Origin of the sequence: Paraburkholderia sp. BL23I1N1, from assembly GCF_003610295.1 — a bacterium.
Taxonomy (GTDB): Bacteria; Pseudomonadota; Gammaproteobacteria; order Burkholderiales; family Burkholderiaceae; genus Paraburkholderia.
The window spans coordinates 3,304,749-3,321,327 of the sequence record NZ_RAPV01000001.1 but is presented as its reverse complement, the minus strand read 5'-3'; the positions used below and the strand labels follow the sequence as shown (position 1 = coordinate 3,321,327).

General features: G+C 59.7%; 14 protein-coding genes and 1 pseudogene. 6 read left to right on the top strand and 9 right to left on the bottom strand.

Annotation, left to right across the window (positions count from 1 at the left end; translation table 11 throughout):
• Positions 1–175 precede the first annotated feature (175 nt).
• The gene (locus tag B0G76_RS15455; protein WP_147394051.1) at positions 176–475 is read left to right on the top strand and encodes a hypothetical protein; all 300 of its coding nucleotides are present in this window, start codon (positions 176–178) and stop codon (positions 473–475) included.
• 184 nt (positions 476–659) lie between these two features.
• Here the strand turns inward: B0G76_RS15455 and B0G76_RS15450 are convergent, their stop codons facing one another.
• From B0G76_RS15450 to B0G76_RS15415, 7 genes are all read right to left on the bottom strand, one after another.
• Entirely contained in the window at positions 660–1,793 is a 1,134-nt protein-coding gene (locus tag B0G76_RS15450) for an ISAs1 family transposase (protein ID WP_120293390.1), read from the bottom strand.
• Positions 1,794–2,061: 268 nt separating this feature from the next.
• A complete protein-coding gene (locus B0G76_RS44815; RefSeq protein WP_183082061.1) occupies positions 2,062–2,520 on the bottom strand; it encodes a hypothetical protein in 459 nt (152 codons plus the stop codon).
• Positions 2,521–2,663: 143 nt separating this feature from the next.
• A complete protein-coding gene (locus B0G76_RS15440; RefSeq protein ID WP_259460590.1) occupies positions 2,664–3,083 on the bottom strand; it encodes a cupin domain-containing protein in 420 nt (139 codons plus the stop codon).
• A gap of 91 nt (positions 3,084–3,174) precedes the next feature.
• A complete protein-coding gene (locus B0G76_RS15435; protein ID WP_259460834.1) occupies positions 3,175–4,251 on the bottom strand; it encodes a polyamine ABC transporter substrate-binding protein in 1,077 nt (358 codons plus the stop codon).
• Positions 4,252–5,067: 816 nt separating this feature from the next.
• A complete protein-coding gene (locus tag B0G76_RS15425; RefSeq protein ID WP_120293387.1) occupies positions 5,068–5,379 on the bottom strand; it encodes a DUF4148 domain-containing protein in 312 nt (103 codons plus the stop codon).
• Positions 5,380–5,553: 174 nt separating this feature from the next.
• Positions 5,554–6,639 (bottom strand): aldose epimerase family protein, encoded by a 1,086-nt coding sequence (locus tag B0G76_RS15420; protein ID WP_120293386.1) that lies wholly within the window; start codon positions 6,637–6,639, stop codon positions 5,554–5,556.
• A 33-nt stretch (positions 6,640–6,672) separates the two neighbouring features.
• Positions 6,673–7,890: a DNA-binding transcriptional regulator gene (locus tag B0G76_RS15415; RefSeq protein WP_120293385.1), complete on the bottom strand. Its 1,218-nt coding sequence runs from the start codon at positions 7,888–7,890 to the stop codon at positions 6,673–6,675.
• Between the two features lie 274 nt (positions 7,891–8,164).
• Here B0G76_RS15415 and xylA point away from each other — a divergent pair, with 274 nt between their 5' ends.
• The 4 genes from xylA (at position 8,165) to B0G76_RS15395 (ending at position 13,550) form a co-directional block, all read left to right on the top strand.
• Complete coding sequence (gene xylA / locus B0G76_RS15410) at positions 8,165–9,487, top strand: xylose isomerase (protein ID WP_120296402.1); 1,323 nt, start codon at positions 8,165–8,167, stop codon at positions 9,485–9,487.
• 172 nt (positions 9,488–9,659) lie between these two features.
• Positions 9,660–10,688 (top strand): D-xylose ABC transporter substrate-binding protein, encoded by a 1,029-nt coding sequence (gene xylF / locus B0G76_RS15405; protein WP_120293384.1) that lies wholly within the window; start codon positions 9,660–9,662, stop codon positions 10,686–10,688.
• A gap of 88 nt (positions 10,689–10,776) precedes the next feature.
• Positions 10,777–12,354, top strand: a complete 1,578-nt coding sequence (gene xylG, locus B0G76_RS15400) for a D-xylose ABC transporter ATP-binding protein (RefSeq protein ID WP_120293383.1) — start codon at positions 10,777–10,779, stop codon at positions 12,352–12,354.
• Positions 12,351–13,550, top strand: a complete 1,200-nt coding sequence (locus tag B0G76_RS15395; RefSeq protein WP_120293382.1) for a sugar ABC transporter permease — start codon at positions 12,351–12,353, stop codon at positions 13,548–13,550. Before xylG ends, B0G76_RS15395 begins: the two co-directional genes overlap by 4 nt.
• 79 nt (positions 13,551–13,629) lie before the next feature.
• Here B0G76_RS15395 and B0G76_RS15390 read toward each other — a convergent pair whose 3' ends face one another.
• On the bottom strand, positions 13,630–15,051 hold the full coding sequence (locus tag B0G76_RS15390) for an aldehyde dehydrogenase family protein (RefSeq protein WP_120293381.1): 1,422 nt from the start codon (positions 15,049–15,051) through the stop codon (positions 13,630–13,632).
• A 101-nt stretch (positions 15,052–15,152) separates the two neighbouring features.
• Between B0G76_RS15390 and B0G76_RS15385 the strand changes: the two genes are divergently transcribed.
• Entirely contained in the window at positions 15,153–16,040 is an 888-nt protein-coding gene (locus tag B0G76_RS15385) for a LysR family transcriptional regulator (RefSeq protein ID WP_120293380.1), read from the top strand.
• A 12-nt stretch (positions 16,041–16,052) separates the two neighbouring features.
• Here B0G76_RS15385 and B0G76_RS15380 read toward each other — a convergent pair.
• Positions 16,053–16,345, bottom strand: a pseudogene (locus B0G76_RS15380) (helix-turn-helix domain-containing protein).
• Between the last annotated feature and the right edge of the window lie 234 nt (positions 16,346–16,579).

Sequence of the window (16,579 nt, the reverse complement as noted above, 5' to 3'; positions counted from 1 at the left end):
CCGTGCGGCTGAACTTTATTTTGAGCCACTAGCCCGCTCGGAACGCACTAGTGTCGTTATTCCAGCATATCAGGAACGAGCGCTTATTGAGACGGGTGGTCAAGTGCGTTAGAGTGTGGCTGCAATAATCGTCAAGGAACGACATGAAAAATATGAAAAAAAGGCCTGAGAGACTATGCATATCGAAAGCAAATGGGGACGGGGCATTCACCAAGGAAAAGTCATTTCCGTTGTGGACGGGAAGCGGCTTTTCATCCATCTACACTCCGCTGTTGAGACGCTCTCGCTGGGCAAGATAGCAACTCGTCGAAGCCAAAGTGTGCTGACCGTCGCGATCGACAATGTGCAGAAAATAGCGGATCACATGAGTGAGCCGTTTACTCATGCGAAACGAGATGATGTTGTGGTGCTGCTGTGTGCGAGTGATGAGACTCGGAGAGCGGCGCTGGCGGTGCTTGGGTTGGGTGATGCATGAGTTGGTGCGGCTGGAAATGATTGCAGCGGTTGCCAAGGGTTTGTTCTAGCGCGACTGGGTATTTTTGGTATCATCAGTCGGCATTTCGGCCGTTGCCGTCATTCAAGTATCGACGTTGGTCAGGCGGCTACCTCTGCACGTCTATATTTCAATGGGCGGCCCGTGGTGGGTCAGGGCAATCGCATCAGGAGACCTGCATTCCAAGCACTCGAGCCCGATAGTGTTCATCGAATCCGGCCTTGAGCCGCGTGTTCTTTATGCCGACCTTGGTGGCTTTGTCAGCGCGCAGTAGATTCGACACGATGCGGCGCAGGATCGCGAAGTGTTGTGCTGCATTGTCCACCCGGGCGCGGCATTGATCCTCGCCGAACGCGACATCGAGCACCCAATGCATGCTGTTTTCGATGGCCCAGTGAGCGCGCACCGTCTCGTTGATCCGTTTCGGGTCAGCGGGCAGGCTGTTGATGTAGTACCGCCGCTCCAGCGAAACGCGGCCGTCGATCTCGCGGGTGGCCTCAACCACCCCCACCGAACGCAGGCCGGCCCATTTACCGTCCTCATCCAGCCAGTCAATCATGTCGGTCGCAACGCACCGGCGCGTCTCGATTCTTCCGTGCACTTTCCTGCCTGTCTGACAGTGCTCAACGAAGCGCACGCTGCGCAGAGGCTGTGTGCGCTGTGCATCGAACAGCTGCACGATTGCTTCATGCAAGGCAGGCTGATTGCCTTTGACCGCAAGCACATAGTCGGCACCTCCAGCCACAATCTTCGCCGCGATCTCCCGCTGGCAACCCATCGCGTCGATCGTCACGATCGCACCCTTGAGCAGCAAGGCATCCAGCAACACCGGGATCGCGGTGATCTCGTTGCTTTGGGCGGCAGTCCTGACCTGAGCCAAGGTCGCCCCTAACGCGCCGCAATAGGCCGATACCAGATGGATCGCGCTACGCCCCATGCCGTGCGAGCGCCGTACTGTCTTGCCGTCAATGGCCACCACCAGGCCCGCGACGGCAGGACAGATACCGCTTACCCACCGCACAAAGCAGGCCTCGAACTGCCGCGCATCAAGCGCTGCGAATACGCGTCCGAACGTGTCGTGCGAGGCAATCCCGTTGCGCAGCGGCAAGTACCGGCGCAGCCACTCCAGTTGTCCTTGCCCCCACAAAGCGATCCCCACCCAGCCGTCGGCGCCCGACAGGATCGCCGCCAGTGCAACCACCAGCATTTCCGTCAGATCATGCTCCGGGGTGCGTACACGCGGGTCCTTCAGGTCCCCAAACGCGTCTTGCAAACTCAACGGCTCGTATTCGTCGTCCACACCACTCCCGGCTCCTGGCAAAACCAGGAGCTAACGCTTCTTCGCAGCAGCTTACAACCCCCATTCGTAACCCATTGTGGGTAAACAATTTTTCATGCGATTGCCCTGCGTGGTGGGGGAGCCGCAAGGCTCGCAGGTTCGTACGATCCCTGTCTGTCAACCCGACTACGTGCCCGCTCACCCCCAGCAAGCGAGTGTCGGGCGATCCAAGCAGTACCCGGGAGGTCGCACCATGAGCAGCAAACCAACAAAACAGACTCAACCCGCTTCACGCCCGCCTGTCGACGCGCTCCAGTACGAGAAACTTGCATTTCAGGCCTTCGATTTCTGCAACCGTCACGTCAGTCAACTGGAAACGCTTGTCACTTTTGCGGCCACAATATGTAGGAGTCCTGCCATAACAATAGAGGAACGTCGGAACCATCGAACGTTGCTTGAATTGCTGGTGCACACTGCGGAGCAATATCAGCAGCAGTTGGCCGGTGACCGCGAACTGTTCCAGGTGATCGCGCTTGACGCGAAGGGCGTGGCTCAGAGCCGCATCACAGCAGACCGAGCGGCGCGCCTGCTCGAAGAATCCGCGCAGATAGCAAACGGAACACCGGCCCCCGCAGAGCCCGGTGAACGCGATGAAGCGACTGAAACGTTCGCAACCGATGTGAGCGCAGACGCGCAACAGTTGACCGCCACCAAGCACTAAACGCTCAAGCGCGATCAACATCGCCACGTCAACAAGTTCCGCCGCAGTAGACAAACCGCTCCCCGTAAACTTTGGACATCTGTCCTCGCTAACGGGGGCGCGGTTAATCGCTCGCGCCACATTCTCCGCCTACAACGTCACCACCGCCGCAATCGCACCGACGCCACAACCTACCACTTAAACTCAACCGAAACAAAAACCTTCTTGCACGGTTCCACCACTTCCCACGTCCCCTTAAACCCCGCCGGAATCAAAAACCGATCCCCAGCGCGCACCGTCTTCGCCGTCCCGTCCGCATCGCGAATCACGGACACGCCCTCTAGAATCTCGCAATATTCATTCTCGGTGAAGTTCACCGTCCATTGACCGCAAGCCCCCTCCCAAACCCCCGCCACAAGCTGCCCACACGGACTGGCAAAATGCGTGTGAACGGCTTGCGAAGGATCGCCCGTCAGCACCGCTTCCGCCTTCGGCATGTACTCAACACTTTCCTTGGCAGGCTGCGCAAAATCTACGATGTTCAAAATGCTCATAATGGCTCGAATGCAAACAGAGTTAAAAATCAAAGCTTCAAAAAGGGCGTAGCGCACACACCCACTGCATGCGCCACGCTCAAAAGGAATCAACCAACTTCACCAAAGATCACCAAAGTTCACCCAGGCACAACACCACAACTCACGTTCAACCCCCCGACTTCAACTGCGCCCACAGCCGGTTCTCAAGCCGCATGATCGGCGCAGGCTGCGGCCGCATCAGTGTCATCTTGCGCAGCACCGCCTCCGGCGGATACACATTCGTATCCTGCTCAATCTCCGGCGTCACAAACTGCCGTGCAGCCCGGTTCGCGGTCGGATAGAAAACTTCGTTGGTAATCGCCGCGCTCACCTTCGGATCTTCGATGTAGTTCATCCACTTTATCGCCGCTTCCGGATGTGGGGCATCTTTCGGAATCACCATCACGTCCATCCAGAGCAAACCCGCGTCCTTGATGTTCGAGAACCGCACCTCATACGAGCGCTTCGCTTCCGACGAGCGTCGCCGCGCAATCCCCACATCGCCCGAATAACCGAGCGCCACGCAGATATCGTTGTTCGCCAGATCGTTGATGTAGCCGGACGAATTGAACTGCGTGATATACGGTCGCACTTTCTTCAGCACTTCATACGCGGCCTGGTAGTCGCCGGGATTGGTGCTGTTGGGGTCCTTGTGCATGTACTGAAGCACGGCCGGGAAAACATCCGCCGCCGCGTCGAGGAAAGACACGCCGCAGCTCTTTAGCTTCGAAAGATTCGCCGGGTCGAACAACAGCGACCAGTTATCAACCGGCGCATCGGCGCCGAGTGCTTTTTTAACGGCCTGAACGTTATAACCGATACCATCGGTGCCCCACGCCCAAGGCACGCCATATTGATTGCCGGGGTCCGCATCGGCAATCAGCTTCATCAAACCCGGATCGAGATTCGCGAGATTCGGCATCTTCGATTTGTCGATCTTCTGATACACGCCGGCTTCGATCTGACGCGCCATATAACTCGATGTGGGCACAACGATGTCGTAGCCGGAGCTGCCTGCAAGCAGCTTGGCCTGCAGTGTGTCGTCGCTATCGTAGCTGTCGTATTTCACCGTGATGCCGGATTGCTTTTCGAAGCCGGAGATCGTGTCTTTGGCGATATAGTCCGACCAGTTGTAGACGTTGATCGTCGTGTCCGCTGCGCGTGCAGCGTTCATGGGGGATAAAGCGGTCAGCGAGCACAGCATCGTACCGGTGAGCGAGAGAAGCTTGGCATGACGAATTTTCATTCTTCTATCTCCTTGGTTTCAATCTTCAGTTTTCGCCGCAGCGCAAGCGAAGATGCACGAGCGTGACGACCCACACGTCCGTCTATCCCGCATGAATGCGGACGAGAACGGGACGCGACGCGACGCGACGCGACGCCGCCTGCCGCAGCGCAAGCGCACAGCAGAGCTAATAGGGACGTGGATAGGCGAGCGCTATAAGCCGGCCAACGCTAGCAAGACACCTTGCAAAGCGCGGACGGACAAACGCATAGCAGGTGTTCGAGCGCTAGATAAAGCGGCTCAATCGCATGCAACACGGGCGCGCGAAAAGAGAGGGGGACTAAGGCAGAAGCGACGCGATTTCGTCAGTTCGCACCCCAATGGCTGCGGGGGCTGCAATGACGTTGTGCCGACGGACGGAGCGCCGCGACAACACGGTATCGATGGACAGGGGGCGGGATGGCGAAGCGCAGTTGCTCCCCTGATGAGCGATCGAACAGCCGGACAGGAAAGTTCTTTCCCGACCTGGCTGGTATCTCACCAATGGACCACGGACTTTCACGATGGAACCCGAAGCGACGTTGAGTAGAAGTCCTCGCTGATGCGAATTCACCGCACTGCGAGAACCACCAAACTGCCGCCCTAGGATATATGAGCCATTATTTTCGTCAAAGGATTTTCTGACACTGTGCCGTCATAGTCGCGCACAGTGCAGCGCGTTCATGCGAGCGCATGCTTCAACGAGCATGGCTCGCATCGAACTACGTAACGGCAAACACCAACACCGTTGGCGTTTTATTGACCGCCCATCGGCTCGGGCTGAACCGCGGGCGCAGCGGGTGTGGTCGTGCCGGTTTGCGACGACCCGTTAGCCGACGAACCATAGCCGGTGGCGTCATGCTGTGCGGCTACGCGTGCTTCGGCTGCCTGAATGTCGGCAGGATAGGTCGAGTCGGTTGCAACGGCGGGGTTGTAGCCGGCCTGTTCAATCTGGATCAGTTGCGCCTTGACCTCCGCGCGGGTCAACGGTTGTTCCGACTGCGCGAACGAAGCCACCGGCGCTGCGATGACGACGGCCAGGACGACTGCTTTGATCAGCGAATTCATGATGCTTCCCTCCGAGAATGGTTCTATCCGACACCGCAACATGGGTTCGGCGACCTATGGAGAGATTCTAGGAAGCGGGTGAGCTAGGGAAAACCCCTAAACCGGTAATTCAGTCTTGCCGCAAATGATAAGTCGGCAATCTGTAATGCTCTTCGTAAGATATGAAAAATTGCTTCAGACTCCAGAACGTACGCCCACGCGATACGCGGTCACCTGCCGGTAGGCGCTGCCTGGCCGTACGATCACCTGTTTCTGTTCGGCCATATTGACTTCGTTTGGAAAGCCGCCCGCTTCGAGACACAGTCCGGCGTGCGGTTGGTACTCGATGCCGCCGCGTCCGGTGTCGCCACTCAGAAAATTGCCGGTATAGAACTGTAAGCCGCGTTGGTCGGTCGAGACGATCAGTTCGCGTCCGCTGCCGGGGTCATAGGCGCATGCCACCCGGCGTACCGGCGTCTCGCGTCTGGCCATCGTGGCGTCAGGCGCGTCGCGCAGCACATAGCAGTGATCGAAGCCGCCAGCCCTCGCAAGTTGCGCATGCGGCCAATCGAGCCGTGCGCCGATCGGCGCGCTCTGCCGGAAGTCGAATGCATTGCCCGCTACGTCGGCAAGCTCGCAAGGAATCATCGATGCGTCGACTTCGAAGAATCGATCAGCATCGATCGACAGCACATGTCCGCGAATGTCCGAGCCCTGCCGGCCCGTCAGGTTGAAGTAGGGATGGCTCGTCAGATTGAGGGGCGTCGCTGCGTCCGTGATGGCTTCATAGGCGATCGTCAAGGTGCCGTCGTCGTCGAGCGTGTAACGCACTTGCACCGTGACGTTGCCGGGAAAGCCGGCGTCGCCTTCGGGCGATTCCAGACGCATAAGCAGCGCGCCGTTATCTTCGCTTACGTCCCACAGTGTGCGATGAAAACCCTGCGTGCCTCCATGCAGCAGATTCGCGCCTTCATTGCGGTCGAGCGTGTACTCGATACCGTCGAGCGTGAAGCGCGCATTGGCAATGCGGTTTGCCCACCGGCCGATCAGTCCGCCCATATAGGTGGTGGCCGCAACGTATTCGGCAGGCGTGTCGTGGCCGAGCAGGATGTCGCCGAGCCGGCCCGCGCGGTCCGGCGCGTGCCACGAGACCAGCGTCGCGCCCAGGTCGCTGATGGCGACCTTCATGCCGTGTGTATTGCGCAGCGTGAAGAGCCGCACGGGATCGCCGCCGGGCAGCGTGCCCCATGGCTCAGAAGAAAGAGGTGCAATGCTGATCATGTCGTCGGTGGAGATAGAAGATGAAGGGCATGCTCAGCCGGGCGTTGCGGTCGAATTCACACGTTCCTGGTATTCGCGCGGCGTACAGCCGAGTTCACGGCGAAATACCGCGTACATGTATTGCAGCGACGTGAAGCCGCAACGGATCGCCACTTCGGCGCTCGACGCATCGCGCTTCGCAAGCAGCGCTTTCGCGACGTCGAGCTTATGGCGCAGAATTTCCTGATGCACGGTGCACTGCCGTTCGCGCCGGAAGTACTCTTCGAGCGACGATCTCGACACGCCCACATAATCGGCAACCTGTTCGGTGCGAATACCCTGGCAGGCGTACTGCCGGATGAAATGCCGCGCACGCATCACATACGGACTCGCGAGCGGCTGGTGCTTCGTCGATTCGAGCACGTTGATGCCAACCGGCGGCACGAGAATGCGCCGCCCCGGAAAGCGTGCCCCATGCAGCATTTGATGTAGCAGGTGAGCCGCGGTGCGGCCCATTTCTTCCGTGCCTTGAATCACGGAAGAAAGCGGAATGCGGGTCAACGTACGCGTGAGCGGATCGTTGTCGATGCCGATGATCGCCACTTCTTCCGGCACGGGAATGCCTGCGATCAAACAGGCCTGCAGCAGATGCCGCGCGCGGGCGTCAGTGACGGCGATGATGCCGACCGGCTTCGGCAGTTGGCTCAGCCACGCGGTGAGCTGCTCGGTGGCCTGATTCCACGAAGGCGCGCTGGTCGACAAGCCGCGATAAATCTCCGTGCCGATCTGCTCGGCGCTGTGGCCATCCGCACTGCGCAGATGAGAAAACGCCAATTCACGTTGCTGCGCCCAGCGATTCTCCTGCGCTTGCGGGAGGCTATACAAGGCGAAGTGTTCGAGACCCGCGCCGATCAGATGCGTGTAGGCGAGCGAAACGAGCTTGGCGTTATCCGTGGCGATATAGGGTAAATCCGGGGGATAGTGCGCCGGATTTTCAAACGACGAACCGACCGCCACCACCGGCAACGGACAATCGCGTAGCGCTTCGCCGACAGCGGGATCGTCGAAATCCGCGATGATGCCGTCGCCGTCGAAACGCTCAATACCCGTCAACCGGCAACGGAAATCTTCTTCGAGGAAGAGATCCCATGCCACGCGCGTGGACAGCAGGTAATTGCCGATACCGGTGATGATCTCGCGGTCGTAGACCTTGTTCGCGTTGAACAGCAGCGCGATCCGGTGGGTCGTCTGGGGTGTTTGCGGACGGGTCATGGCGGTGGGCGGCGTGCGGGTCGGCGGGACTCGCAGTGCCTTCGTCTCCTGTTAGGTGCGCGCCGGAGGCGGCACCGTTTTTAAGCGTCTGGTTATTCTAGGCCGCGACGATCGCGCCGGTGTGAAACAAACGCATGGGCAGTAAGAAACATTACGCGCGCTGCGCAATTTCGCAATTGCCGATGCATCTTGCAAGCGGCAGCATGGCGTCACCTTGTCAACCGGCGCGGCGATGTCGCACGGGTTGCAGTGCAGCATAAAACTGGAGACGCAGATGTCCTATTTCGAACACATTCCCGCTATTCGTTACGAAGGCCCGCAATCGGATAACCCGCTTGCGTATCGCCATTACGACAAGAGCAAAAAGGTGCTCGGCAAGACACTCGAAGAACATCTGCGTATTGCTGTGTGCTACTGGCATACGTTCGTGTGGCCGGGCGTCGATATCTTCGGGCAAGGGACGTTTCGTCGCCCATGGCAGCAAGCCGGCGACGCGATGGAGCGGGCACAGCAAAAGGCCGACTCTGCTTTCGAGTTCTTCTCGAAGCTTGGCACGCCGTATTACACGTTTCACGATACCGACGTCGCGCCGGAAGGCGACAGCCTGAAAACCTATAGCGAGAACTTCACGCGCATTGCCGACTATCTTGCACGCAAGCAGCAGGATACCGGCATCAAGCTGCTGTGGGGCACGGCTAATCTGTTTTCGCATCCGCGTTACGCGGCCGGCGCGGCAACCAGCCCTGATCCGGAGATTTTCGCATTCGCGGCAACACAGGTCCGTCACGCGCTCGACGCCACGCAACGGCTCGGCGGCGAAAACTATGTGTTGTGGGGCGGCCGCGAGGGCTATGACACGTTACTCAATACCGACCTCGTGCGCGAACGCGATCAGCTTGCCCGTTTCCTGCACATGGTGGTCGATCACAAGCACAAGATCGGCTTCAACGGCGCATTGCTGATCGAGCCAAAGCCGCAGGAGCCCACCAAGCATCAATACGATTACGACGTGGCGACCGTACACGGCTTCCTGCTGCAATACGGCTTGGAGAAAGAGATTCGCGTGAACATCGAGGCCAATCACGCGACGCTGGCCGGCCACTCGTTTCATCACGAGATCGCCACCGCCTATGCGCTCGGTATTTTCGGCAGCGTCGACGCGAATCGCGGCGATCAGCAGAACGGCTGGGATACGGACCAGTTTCCGAACAGCGTCGAAGAACTGACGCTGGCCTTCTACGAAATCCTCAAGCACGGCGGCTTTGCGACAGGCGGGATGAACTTCGACGCCAAGGTACGGCGGCAGAGTGTCGATGCGGAAGATCTGTTTTTCGGCCACATCGGTGCAATCGATAACCTGGCGCTCGCCGTCGAACGTGCCGCGACGCTAATCGAAAACGACCGGCTCGAACAGTTCAAACGTCAGCGCTACGCAGGGTGGGAATCGGAGTTCGGTCGAAAGATTCTCAAAGGCGATTATTCGCTATCGACATTGGCCTCGGATGCATTGACACGCGGCCTGAATCCGCAGCACGCAAGTGGCCGGCAGGAGCAACTGGAAAACGTTGTGAATCAGGCGATATACAGCAGGCGCTAAAAGGCAGTCACGAAGTCACGCCCAAAACAGGGCACCCGGTAAGGCATAAAAATCGCGCGGCCACGCTGACCGCGCGAATAGAGAAGCTTTGGGTTGTCGCTTGTCCGGCTCTGTGGCTCGCAGCGCAGACCGTCCAATCCGGTATTCCGGCTATCAGAACAAGGAGTGAGACATGAAATTCGCAACGCGTCGTACCGTACTGAGTTCGCTCGTGTGTGGAGCGATGCTCGCCAGCCTTTCGCTTGTCGCGCCGCTCGCGCATGCAAGCAAGGATCATCCGGAAATTGGTTTCTGTATCGACGATCTGCGTGTCGAACGCTGGTCGCGCGATCGCGATTATTTCGTTGCAGCAGCAGAGAAACTCGGCGCCAAAGTATCGGTGCAATCCGCCGATGCGAGCGAAGAGCGACAGATTTCGCAAATCGAAAACCTGATCTCGCGCGGCGTGGACGTGATAGTAATCGTGCCGTTCAATTCGAAGACGCTCGGCAATGTGGTCGCCGAAGCCAAGAAGGCGGGCATCAAGGTCGTCTCGTATGACCGCCTGATTCTCGACGCCGACGTGGATGCCTACATCTCGTTCGACAACGAGAAGGTCGGCGAACTGCAAGCGCAAGGTGTCTACAACGCGCAACCGAAGGGCAACTACTTCCTGCTCGGTGGCGCGCCGACCGACAACAACGCGAAGATGCTGCGTGAAGGCCAGCTAAAAGTGTTGAAGCCCGCGATGGACAAGGGCGATATCAAGATCGTCGGTCAGCAGTGGGTGCCGGAGTGGAGCGCGTCAACCGCGCTGCGTATCGTTGAAGATGCGCTCACGGCGAACAACAACAAGATCGACGCCATCGTCGCGTCGAACGACGGCACCGCGGGCGGCGCGATCCAGGCGCTTGCCGCGCAGCACATGGCGGGCAAAGTGCCGGTGTCGGGTCAGGATGCCGATCTGGCGGCAGTGAAGCGCGTGATCGCCGGCACGCAAACCATGACCGTGTACAAACCGCTGAAACTGATCGCGGGTGAAGCGGCGAAACTCTCCGTCGCACTTGCGAAGGGTGAGAAGCCGTCCTTCAATGCACAGTACGACAACGGCAAGAAGAAGGTTGACACGGTGCTCCTGCAACCCACGTTGCTCACCAAGAGCAATGTTGATGTGGTCGTCAAGGACGGCTTCTATACCCAGGCCCAGCTCGCGAGCCAATGAGCGTAACGTGTGTGCGGTTCAAGCCGGTGTGCCGGGCAGGCGCCAGGCACATCGGCGCCACCGCGCGCCTTGCAGCGAGGCATAGCGAATGACGCAACCCTTACTGACGATGCGCGGCATCGTCAAAGCGTTTTCCGGCGTGAAGGCGCTCGATGGCATCGACCTGGCGGTGGCGCCAGGCGAGTGCGTGGGCTTGTGCGGAGAAAACGGCGCGGGCAAATCGACGCTGATGAAAGTGCTGTCCGGTGTCTATCCCCACGGCACCTGGGATGGCGAAATAATCTGGGAAGGCGAACCGCTGAAGGCGGCGAGCATCAAGGACACGGAACGCGCGGGCATCATCATCATCCACCAGGAGTTGATGCTGGTGCCTGAGCTTTCGGTCGCGGAGAATATCTTTCTCGGCAACGAGATCACGCTGCCCGGCGGCAGAATGAATTACGCCGCGATGTACCAGCGCGCCGATGAACTGCTGCGCGAACTCGGCATCAGCGGAATCAACTCGGCGCAACCCGTGATGAATTACGGCGGCGGCCACCAGCAACTGATCGAGATCGCGAAGGCGCTGAACAAGCGCGCGAAACTGTTGATCCTGGATGAACCTTCGTCGTCGCTGACCGCGACTGAGATACATATCCTGCTGGATATTGTGCGCGATCTGAAACGGCGCGGCGTTGCCTGCGTGTATATTTCGCACAAGCTCGACGAAGTCGCAGCCGTGTGCGACACCATCAGCGTGATTCGCGACGGCCGCCACGTCGCGACCGAGCCCATGCGCGCGCTAACCACGGATCGCATCATCTCCTTGATGGTGGGCCGCGAGATCAAGAACCTGTTTCCGCGTGAAGCGCATCCGATCGGCGACGTGATCTTCGAAGCGCGCCACGTGACCTGTTTCGATGTCACCAATCCGCGCCGCAAGCGTGTGAACGATGTGTCGTTTACGTTGCGACGCGGTGAGATTCTCGGCGTTGCCGGTTTGGTCGGTGCAGGGCGTACGGAGCTGATGCAGGCGATCTTCGGCGCGTATCCCGGTGTGAGCGAAGCGACCGTGTTGATGGAAGGCAAGCCGTTGAAAATCCGCGCGCCCGTCGACGCGATTCGCGCCGGCATCGGCATGGTGCCGGAAGATCGAAAGCGTCACGGCATCGTGCCGGGGCTGAGTGTCGGCCACAACATCACGCTTGCGGTGTTGCAACGCTTCGCGAAGGGGGGGCGGATCGATTCCGCCGCGGAACTCGATACGATTCACACGGAGATGAAGCGGCTTTCAGTGCGCGCCGCGAATCCGATGTTGTCTATTGCGAGCTTGTCGGGCGGCAATCAGCAGAAGGCCGTGCTGACGCGCATGCTGCTGACCGACCCGAAAGTGCTGATCCTCGACGAACCGACGCGAGGTGTCGACGTCGGCGCGAAATTCGAAATCTACAAATTGATTTTTCAGCTGGCACAGCGCGGCATGTCGATTGTGATGGTGTCGTCCGAATTACCCGAAGTGCTTGGCATCAGCGATCGCGTGCTGGTGATCGGCGAAGGCGAATTGCGCGGCGATTTCGTCAACGACGGCCTGACGCAAGAGGATATTCTCAGCGCTGCGATCCGTCCTGTGCAGCGATCCTTAAACCCACCCGCGTCAACCGCACCAACCACAGCGAGTGCCGCATGACTCCCGACGTCACTTCCCAATCCGCAGAAGGCGCCGTATCGCGAGGCGCATTCGGTGGCCGGCAGCGCATTCAGCAACTGTTCGCGCGCTACAAGATTCTCGCGTTGCTGATCGCCGTGGCCGTGATCTGGATTTTCTTTTCCTTCCTGACGCACGGCGCGTTTGTGACGCCGCGCAATCTGTCGAACCTGCTGCGGCAGATGTCGATTACCGGCATGCTCGCGTGCGGCATGGTGTTCGTGATCATCGCGGGTGAAATCGATCTGTCGGTCGGGTCGTTGCTGGGTCTGCTTGGCGGTGTCGCGGCGATTCTCGATGTGAACCGCCACTGGCCGATCGGCGTGACCGTGCCGGTGGTGATGCTGCTCGGCGTGCTAGTCGGCATGTTCAACGGATGGTGGTCGACATACCGGCGTGTGCCGTCGTTCATTGTCGGCCTGGGCGGCATGCTCGCGTATCGCGGCATTCTGCTCGGCGTTACAGGTGGTTCGACGATTGCGCCGGTTTCAGACAGTTTCGTGTTTGTCGGTCAGGGCTATCTGCCGCGTCTTGCGGGCGATACGCTTGCCGTCGTGCTGTTTGTGGTGCTCGCCTTTCTCACGGTGCGGCAACGAAGCAACCGCGAGCGTTATAAGTTGCGCGTCGTGCCGATCTGGCAGGACGTCGTGAAGGTGGTCGGTGCGGGCGTGATTCTGGCCGCGTTTGTCGCCACGCTCGATCGTTATGGTGGGATTCCCGTGCCGGTTCTGCTGCTGCTCGCGTTGCTGGGTATTTTCACGTGGATCGCGACGCAGACCGTGTTCGGGCGACGCATCTATGCGGTGGGTTCCAACCTGGAAGCGACGCGGCTCTCCGGCGTGAATACGAATCGCGTGAAGCTGGCCATTTTCGCGCTGATGGGGTTGATGTGCGCGTTCGCCGGGATCGTTAATACGGCGCGGCTCGCGGCTGGCTCGCCATCGGCGGGATCGATGGGCGAACTCGACGCGATCGCCGCGTGCTTTATCGGCGGCACGTCGATGCGTGGTGGCTCCGGAACGGTCTACGGCGCGTTGATCGGCGCGTTGGTGATGGCGAGCCTGGATAACGGCATGTCGATGCTCGACGTGGACGCGTACTGGCAGATGATCGTGAAAGGCAGCATTCTGGTGCTGGCTGTGTGGATCGATGTGGTGTCGGGGTCGAACCGGCGGTGATGAGGGGGAGGTGCGTCTGGCGAACGCGTGACGCACCTCCCGCTGCGCAATCAGACACGCAACGTTGCTAAAGCCTTGTTCAGTTCACGCCGAGAAGGGACTTCGGCTCCATGAAGGCTTCCAGTCCGAACGTGCCATATTCGCGTCCGATACCCGATTGCTTGAATCCGCCGAACGGCGCGGCCGGTTCGTGCGCCAGTGTGTTGACCATCACGCGCCCTGCATCGAAACGCGCGGCGACCGCGCGAGCACGCGCTGCGTCGGTTGAAAGCACGTACGCTTGCAAACCGTAACTCGTGTCGTTGGCAATGGCGACGGCTTCGTCGGTGTCGCGATACGCGATGATCGACAGCACCGGCCCAAAAATCTCCTCGCGGGCAATCGTCATGTCGTTGCTAACGCCGCTAAATACGGTGGGCCGCACGAACCAGCCGCTCTGCAAACCGTCCGGGCGGCCTTCGCCGCCGGCGATCAGTCTGGCGCCTTCGTCGATGCCGATTCGGATATAGCGCTGTGCACGTTCCCATTGCTTGGCGCTGACCATCGGGCCGATCTGCGTAACCGGGTCGCGCGGATCGCCGGCTTGTACGCGGGCCACTTCATCGCGTATGCGCGCTTCGAATTCCGCGAGACGGCTTTGCGGCACCAGAATGCGCGTGCCGGCGATGCACGCCTGGCCGCTATTCATGAAGCCGGCCTGGAGCGCCAACGGCACCGCTTCGGCGAAATCGGCGTCGTCGAGTATGAGCATCGGCGATTTGCCGCCCAATTCCAACGTGACGCGCTTCAATGTCTCGGCACCGGTGCGCAGAATCGTCTTGCCGACAGCCGTCGAGCCCGTGAAAGAAATCTTCGCCACGTCCGGATGCGCGCTGATTTCCGCACCAACGGTCTCGCCGCGACCCGTCACGATATTGAAGACGCCCGCCGGCAAACCCGCTTCGTGCAATGCCTCGGTGATGATCTGCGTCTGGATCGCGCTCATCTCGCTCGGCTTGATGACGGCGGTGCAGCCCGCTGCAATCGCCGCCGCCAGTTTTCCGCAGATAAAACCGCCATTGCTATTCCACGGCGTGATCAGACCGGCGACGCCGAGCGGTTGCATGACGACGTCGGCGGTGCCGGCGCGGCGCGTGAAATCATAGGTCCGCAAGACCTTGATGACGTTCGCCAGCACGTCGGCCGCATGTTTTGCCATCCAGCGCGCGCGTGACACCGGCGCGTCGTATTCATCGACGATCGCTTCGAAGAGGTCGTCTTCTCTCGCTTGAACGACGTCGTGCATGCGCTCGAGCAGCGCAATCCGTTCTTCTTTGCTGGTGCGGGAAAAGGCCGGGAAGGCGCGTTTGGCGGCGGCGATCGCGCGACGGGCGTCTTCCGCGTCGGCCAGACGCACCTTGCCGATTACGGTTTCCTTAGCCGGGTTGTGAAGATCGAACCACTCCTCGCCGTGCGGCGTAACGAACTCGCCGTCGATATAAACCTTGTCGATTTGCTGCATGAAAGCTCCTACCTGGAAGTTGTCTTGCCGCGAAGATAGGCTCAATGGATTAGGCTGACTAGCCATATAATCAAGGATGATTCGTTGAGCAGGATGGGATAATGAAAACGCCCGGTTTGAGCGAACTGGAAGGCGTGCTGGCTGTGGCACGCCACCGCAGCTTCCGCGCGGCGGCGACGGAACTCAGCGTGTCGACGTCGGCGCTCAGTCATGCTATTGCGGCGTTGGAGGCGCGCATCGGCGTGCGGCTTTTCAACCGCACGACGCGCAGCGTGTCGCTGTCAGAAGCGGGCGCGCAATTCGTCGACAGCGTGGCGCCCGCTTTATCGACCATACGCGTGGCCATCGAGCAGGCCGGCAGCTATCGCGACACACCGGCGGGCACGCTGCGCATCAACTCGTCGGCAGGCGCGGCGCGGCAAGTGATGCCTTTCCTGCTTGAATACCTGCGCCGCTATCCGGAGATGAAGCTGGATCTCGTCACCGAGGGGCGCATGATCGACCTCGTGGTGGAGGGCTTTGCCGCCGGCATTCGTCTGGCCGATTCCGTGCCGCAGGACATGATCGCCGTGCCGTTCAACCAGCCGCAGCGCTTTGCGGTAGTTGGGAGTCCAGCTTATTTCGTCGATCATCCGAAGCCGCGCACGCCAGACGATTTGCGAGCGCACCGCTGTATCCGGCTGCGTATGCCGAGCGGACGCATTTATCACTGGGAGTTCGAGCGACGGGGCGAAGCGACCAGTGTGGACGTGCAGGGCATGCTGACGCTCGATGAACCGTCGCTGGTGATGGAGGCGGCCCGCAAGGGCTTTGGGTTGGCGTATATGACCGAATGGAACGTGGCCGCGGACCTGGAAGCGGGCACATTGCAGCGCGTGCTGGAGGATTGGACGCCGCCGTTCGACGGGCTGTGTCTTTACTATCCGGGGCGCCGCCATGTGCCGGCGGGACTGAGGGCGTTGATTGAGATGATTCGGGGGAGTGGATGATTCCGGGTGCGTTCAGCGCCCGAGCGTATCGAGCCTTGACGGACAAGGCTCGATACGCATGTTCGCCGCTGCCGCCATATTGACCAATGCATCGAGCGCGAACAGATGATCTTGCCGCGCATGAGATCGGACACGCGTGGCTGGGTGACACAGAAATGCTGTGCGGCTTCTGCCTGGCTCATTCCGGCACGGGTGATGTGGTCCTTGAGTGCCATCATCAAGACCGAGCGAAGTTTCATGTTTTGCGCCTGTTCAGGCGTGTCTTCGATGGCGTCCCAGACGCTCGAATATGTTTGGTTGCTCATGGCTTTACCTCTTTCAAGTCTCGATAGCGCTTGGTCGCCAGATCCGGTTCTGCCTTGCAGGGGCTACCGCGGGATTGGTCAGTTCTGCCCCATCATGCACAAGGCTGGATAAGAATTTGTTTAGAAAGGTAATCGGTGACTTGGCCCGCTAGCAAAAATCCGCCATCTCCTGCATTTCTCTCCGTTCAGGCCAGTTGCACTGCAGCGTGCCGCCACGCGACGAATAACATTAAA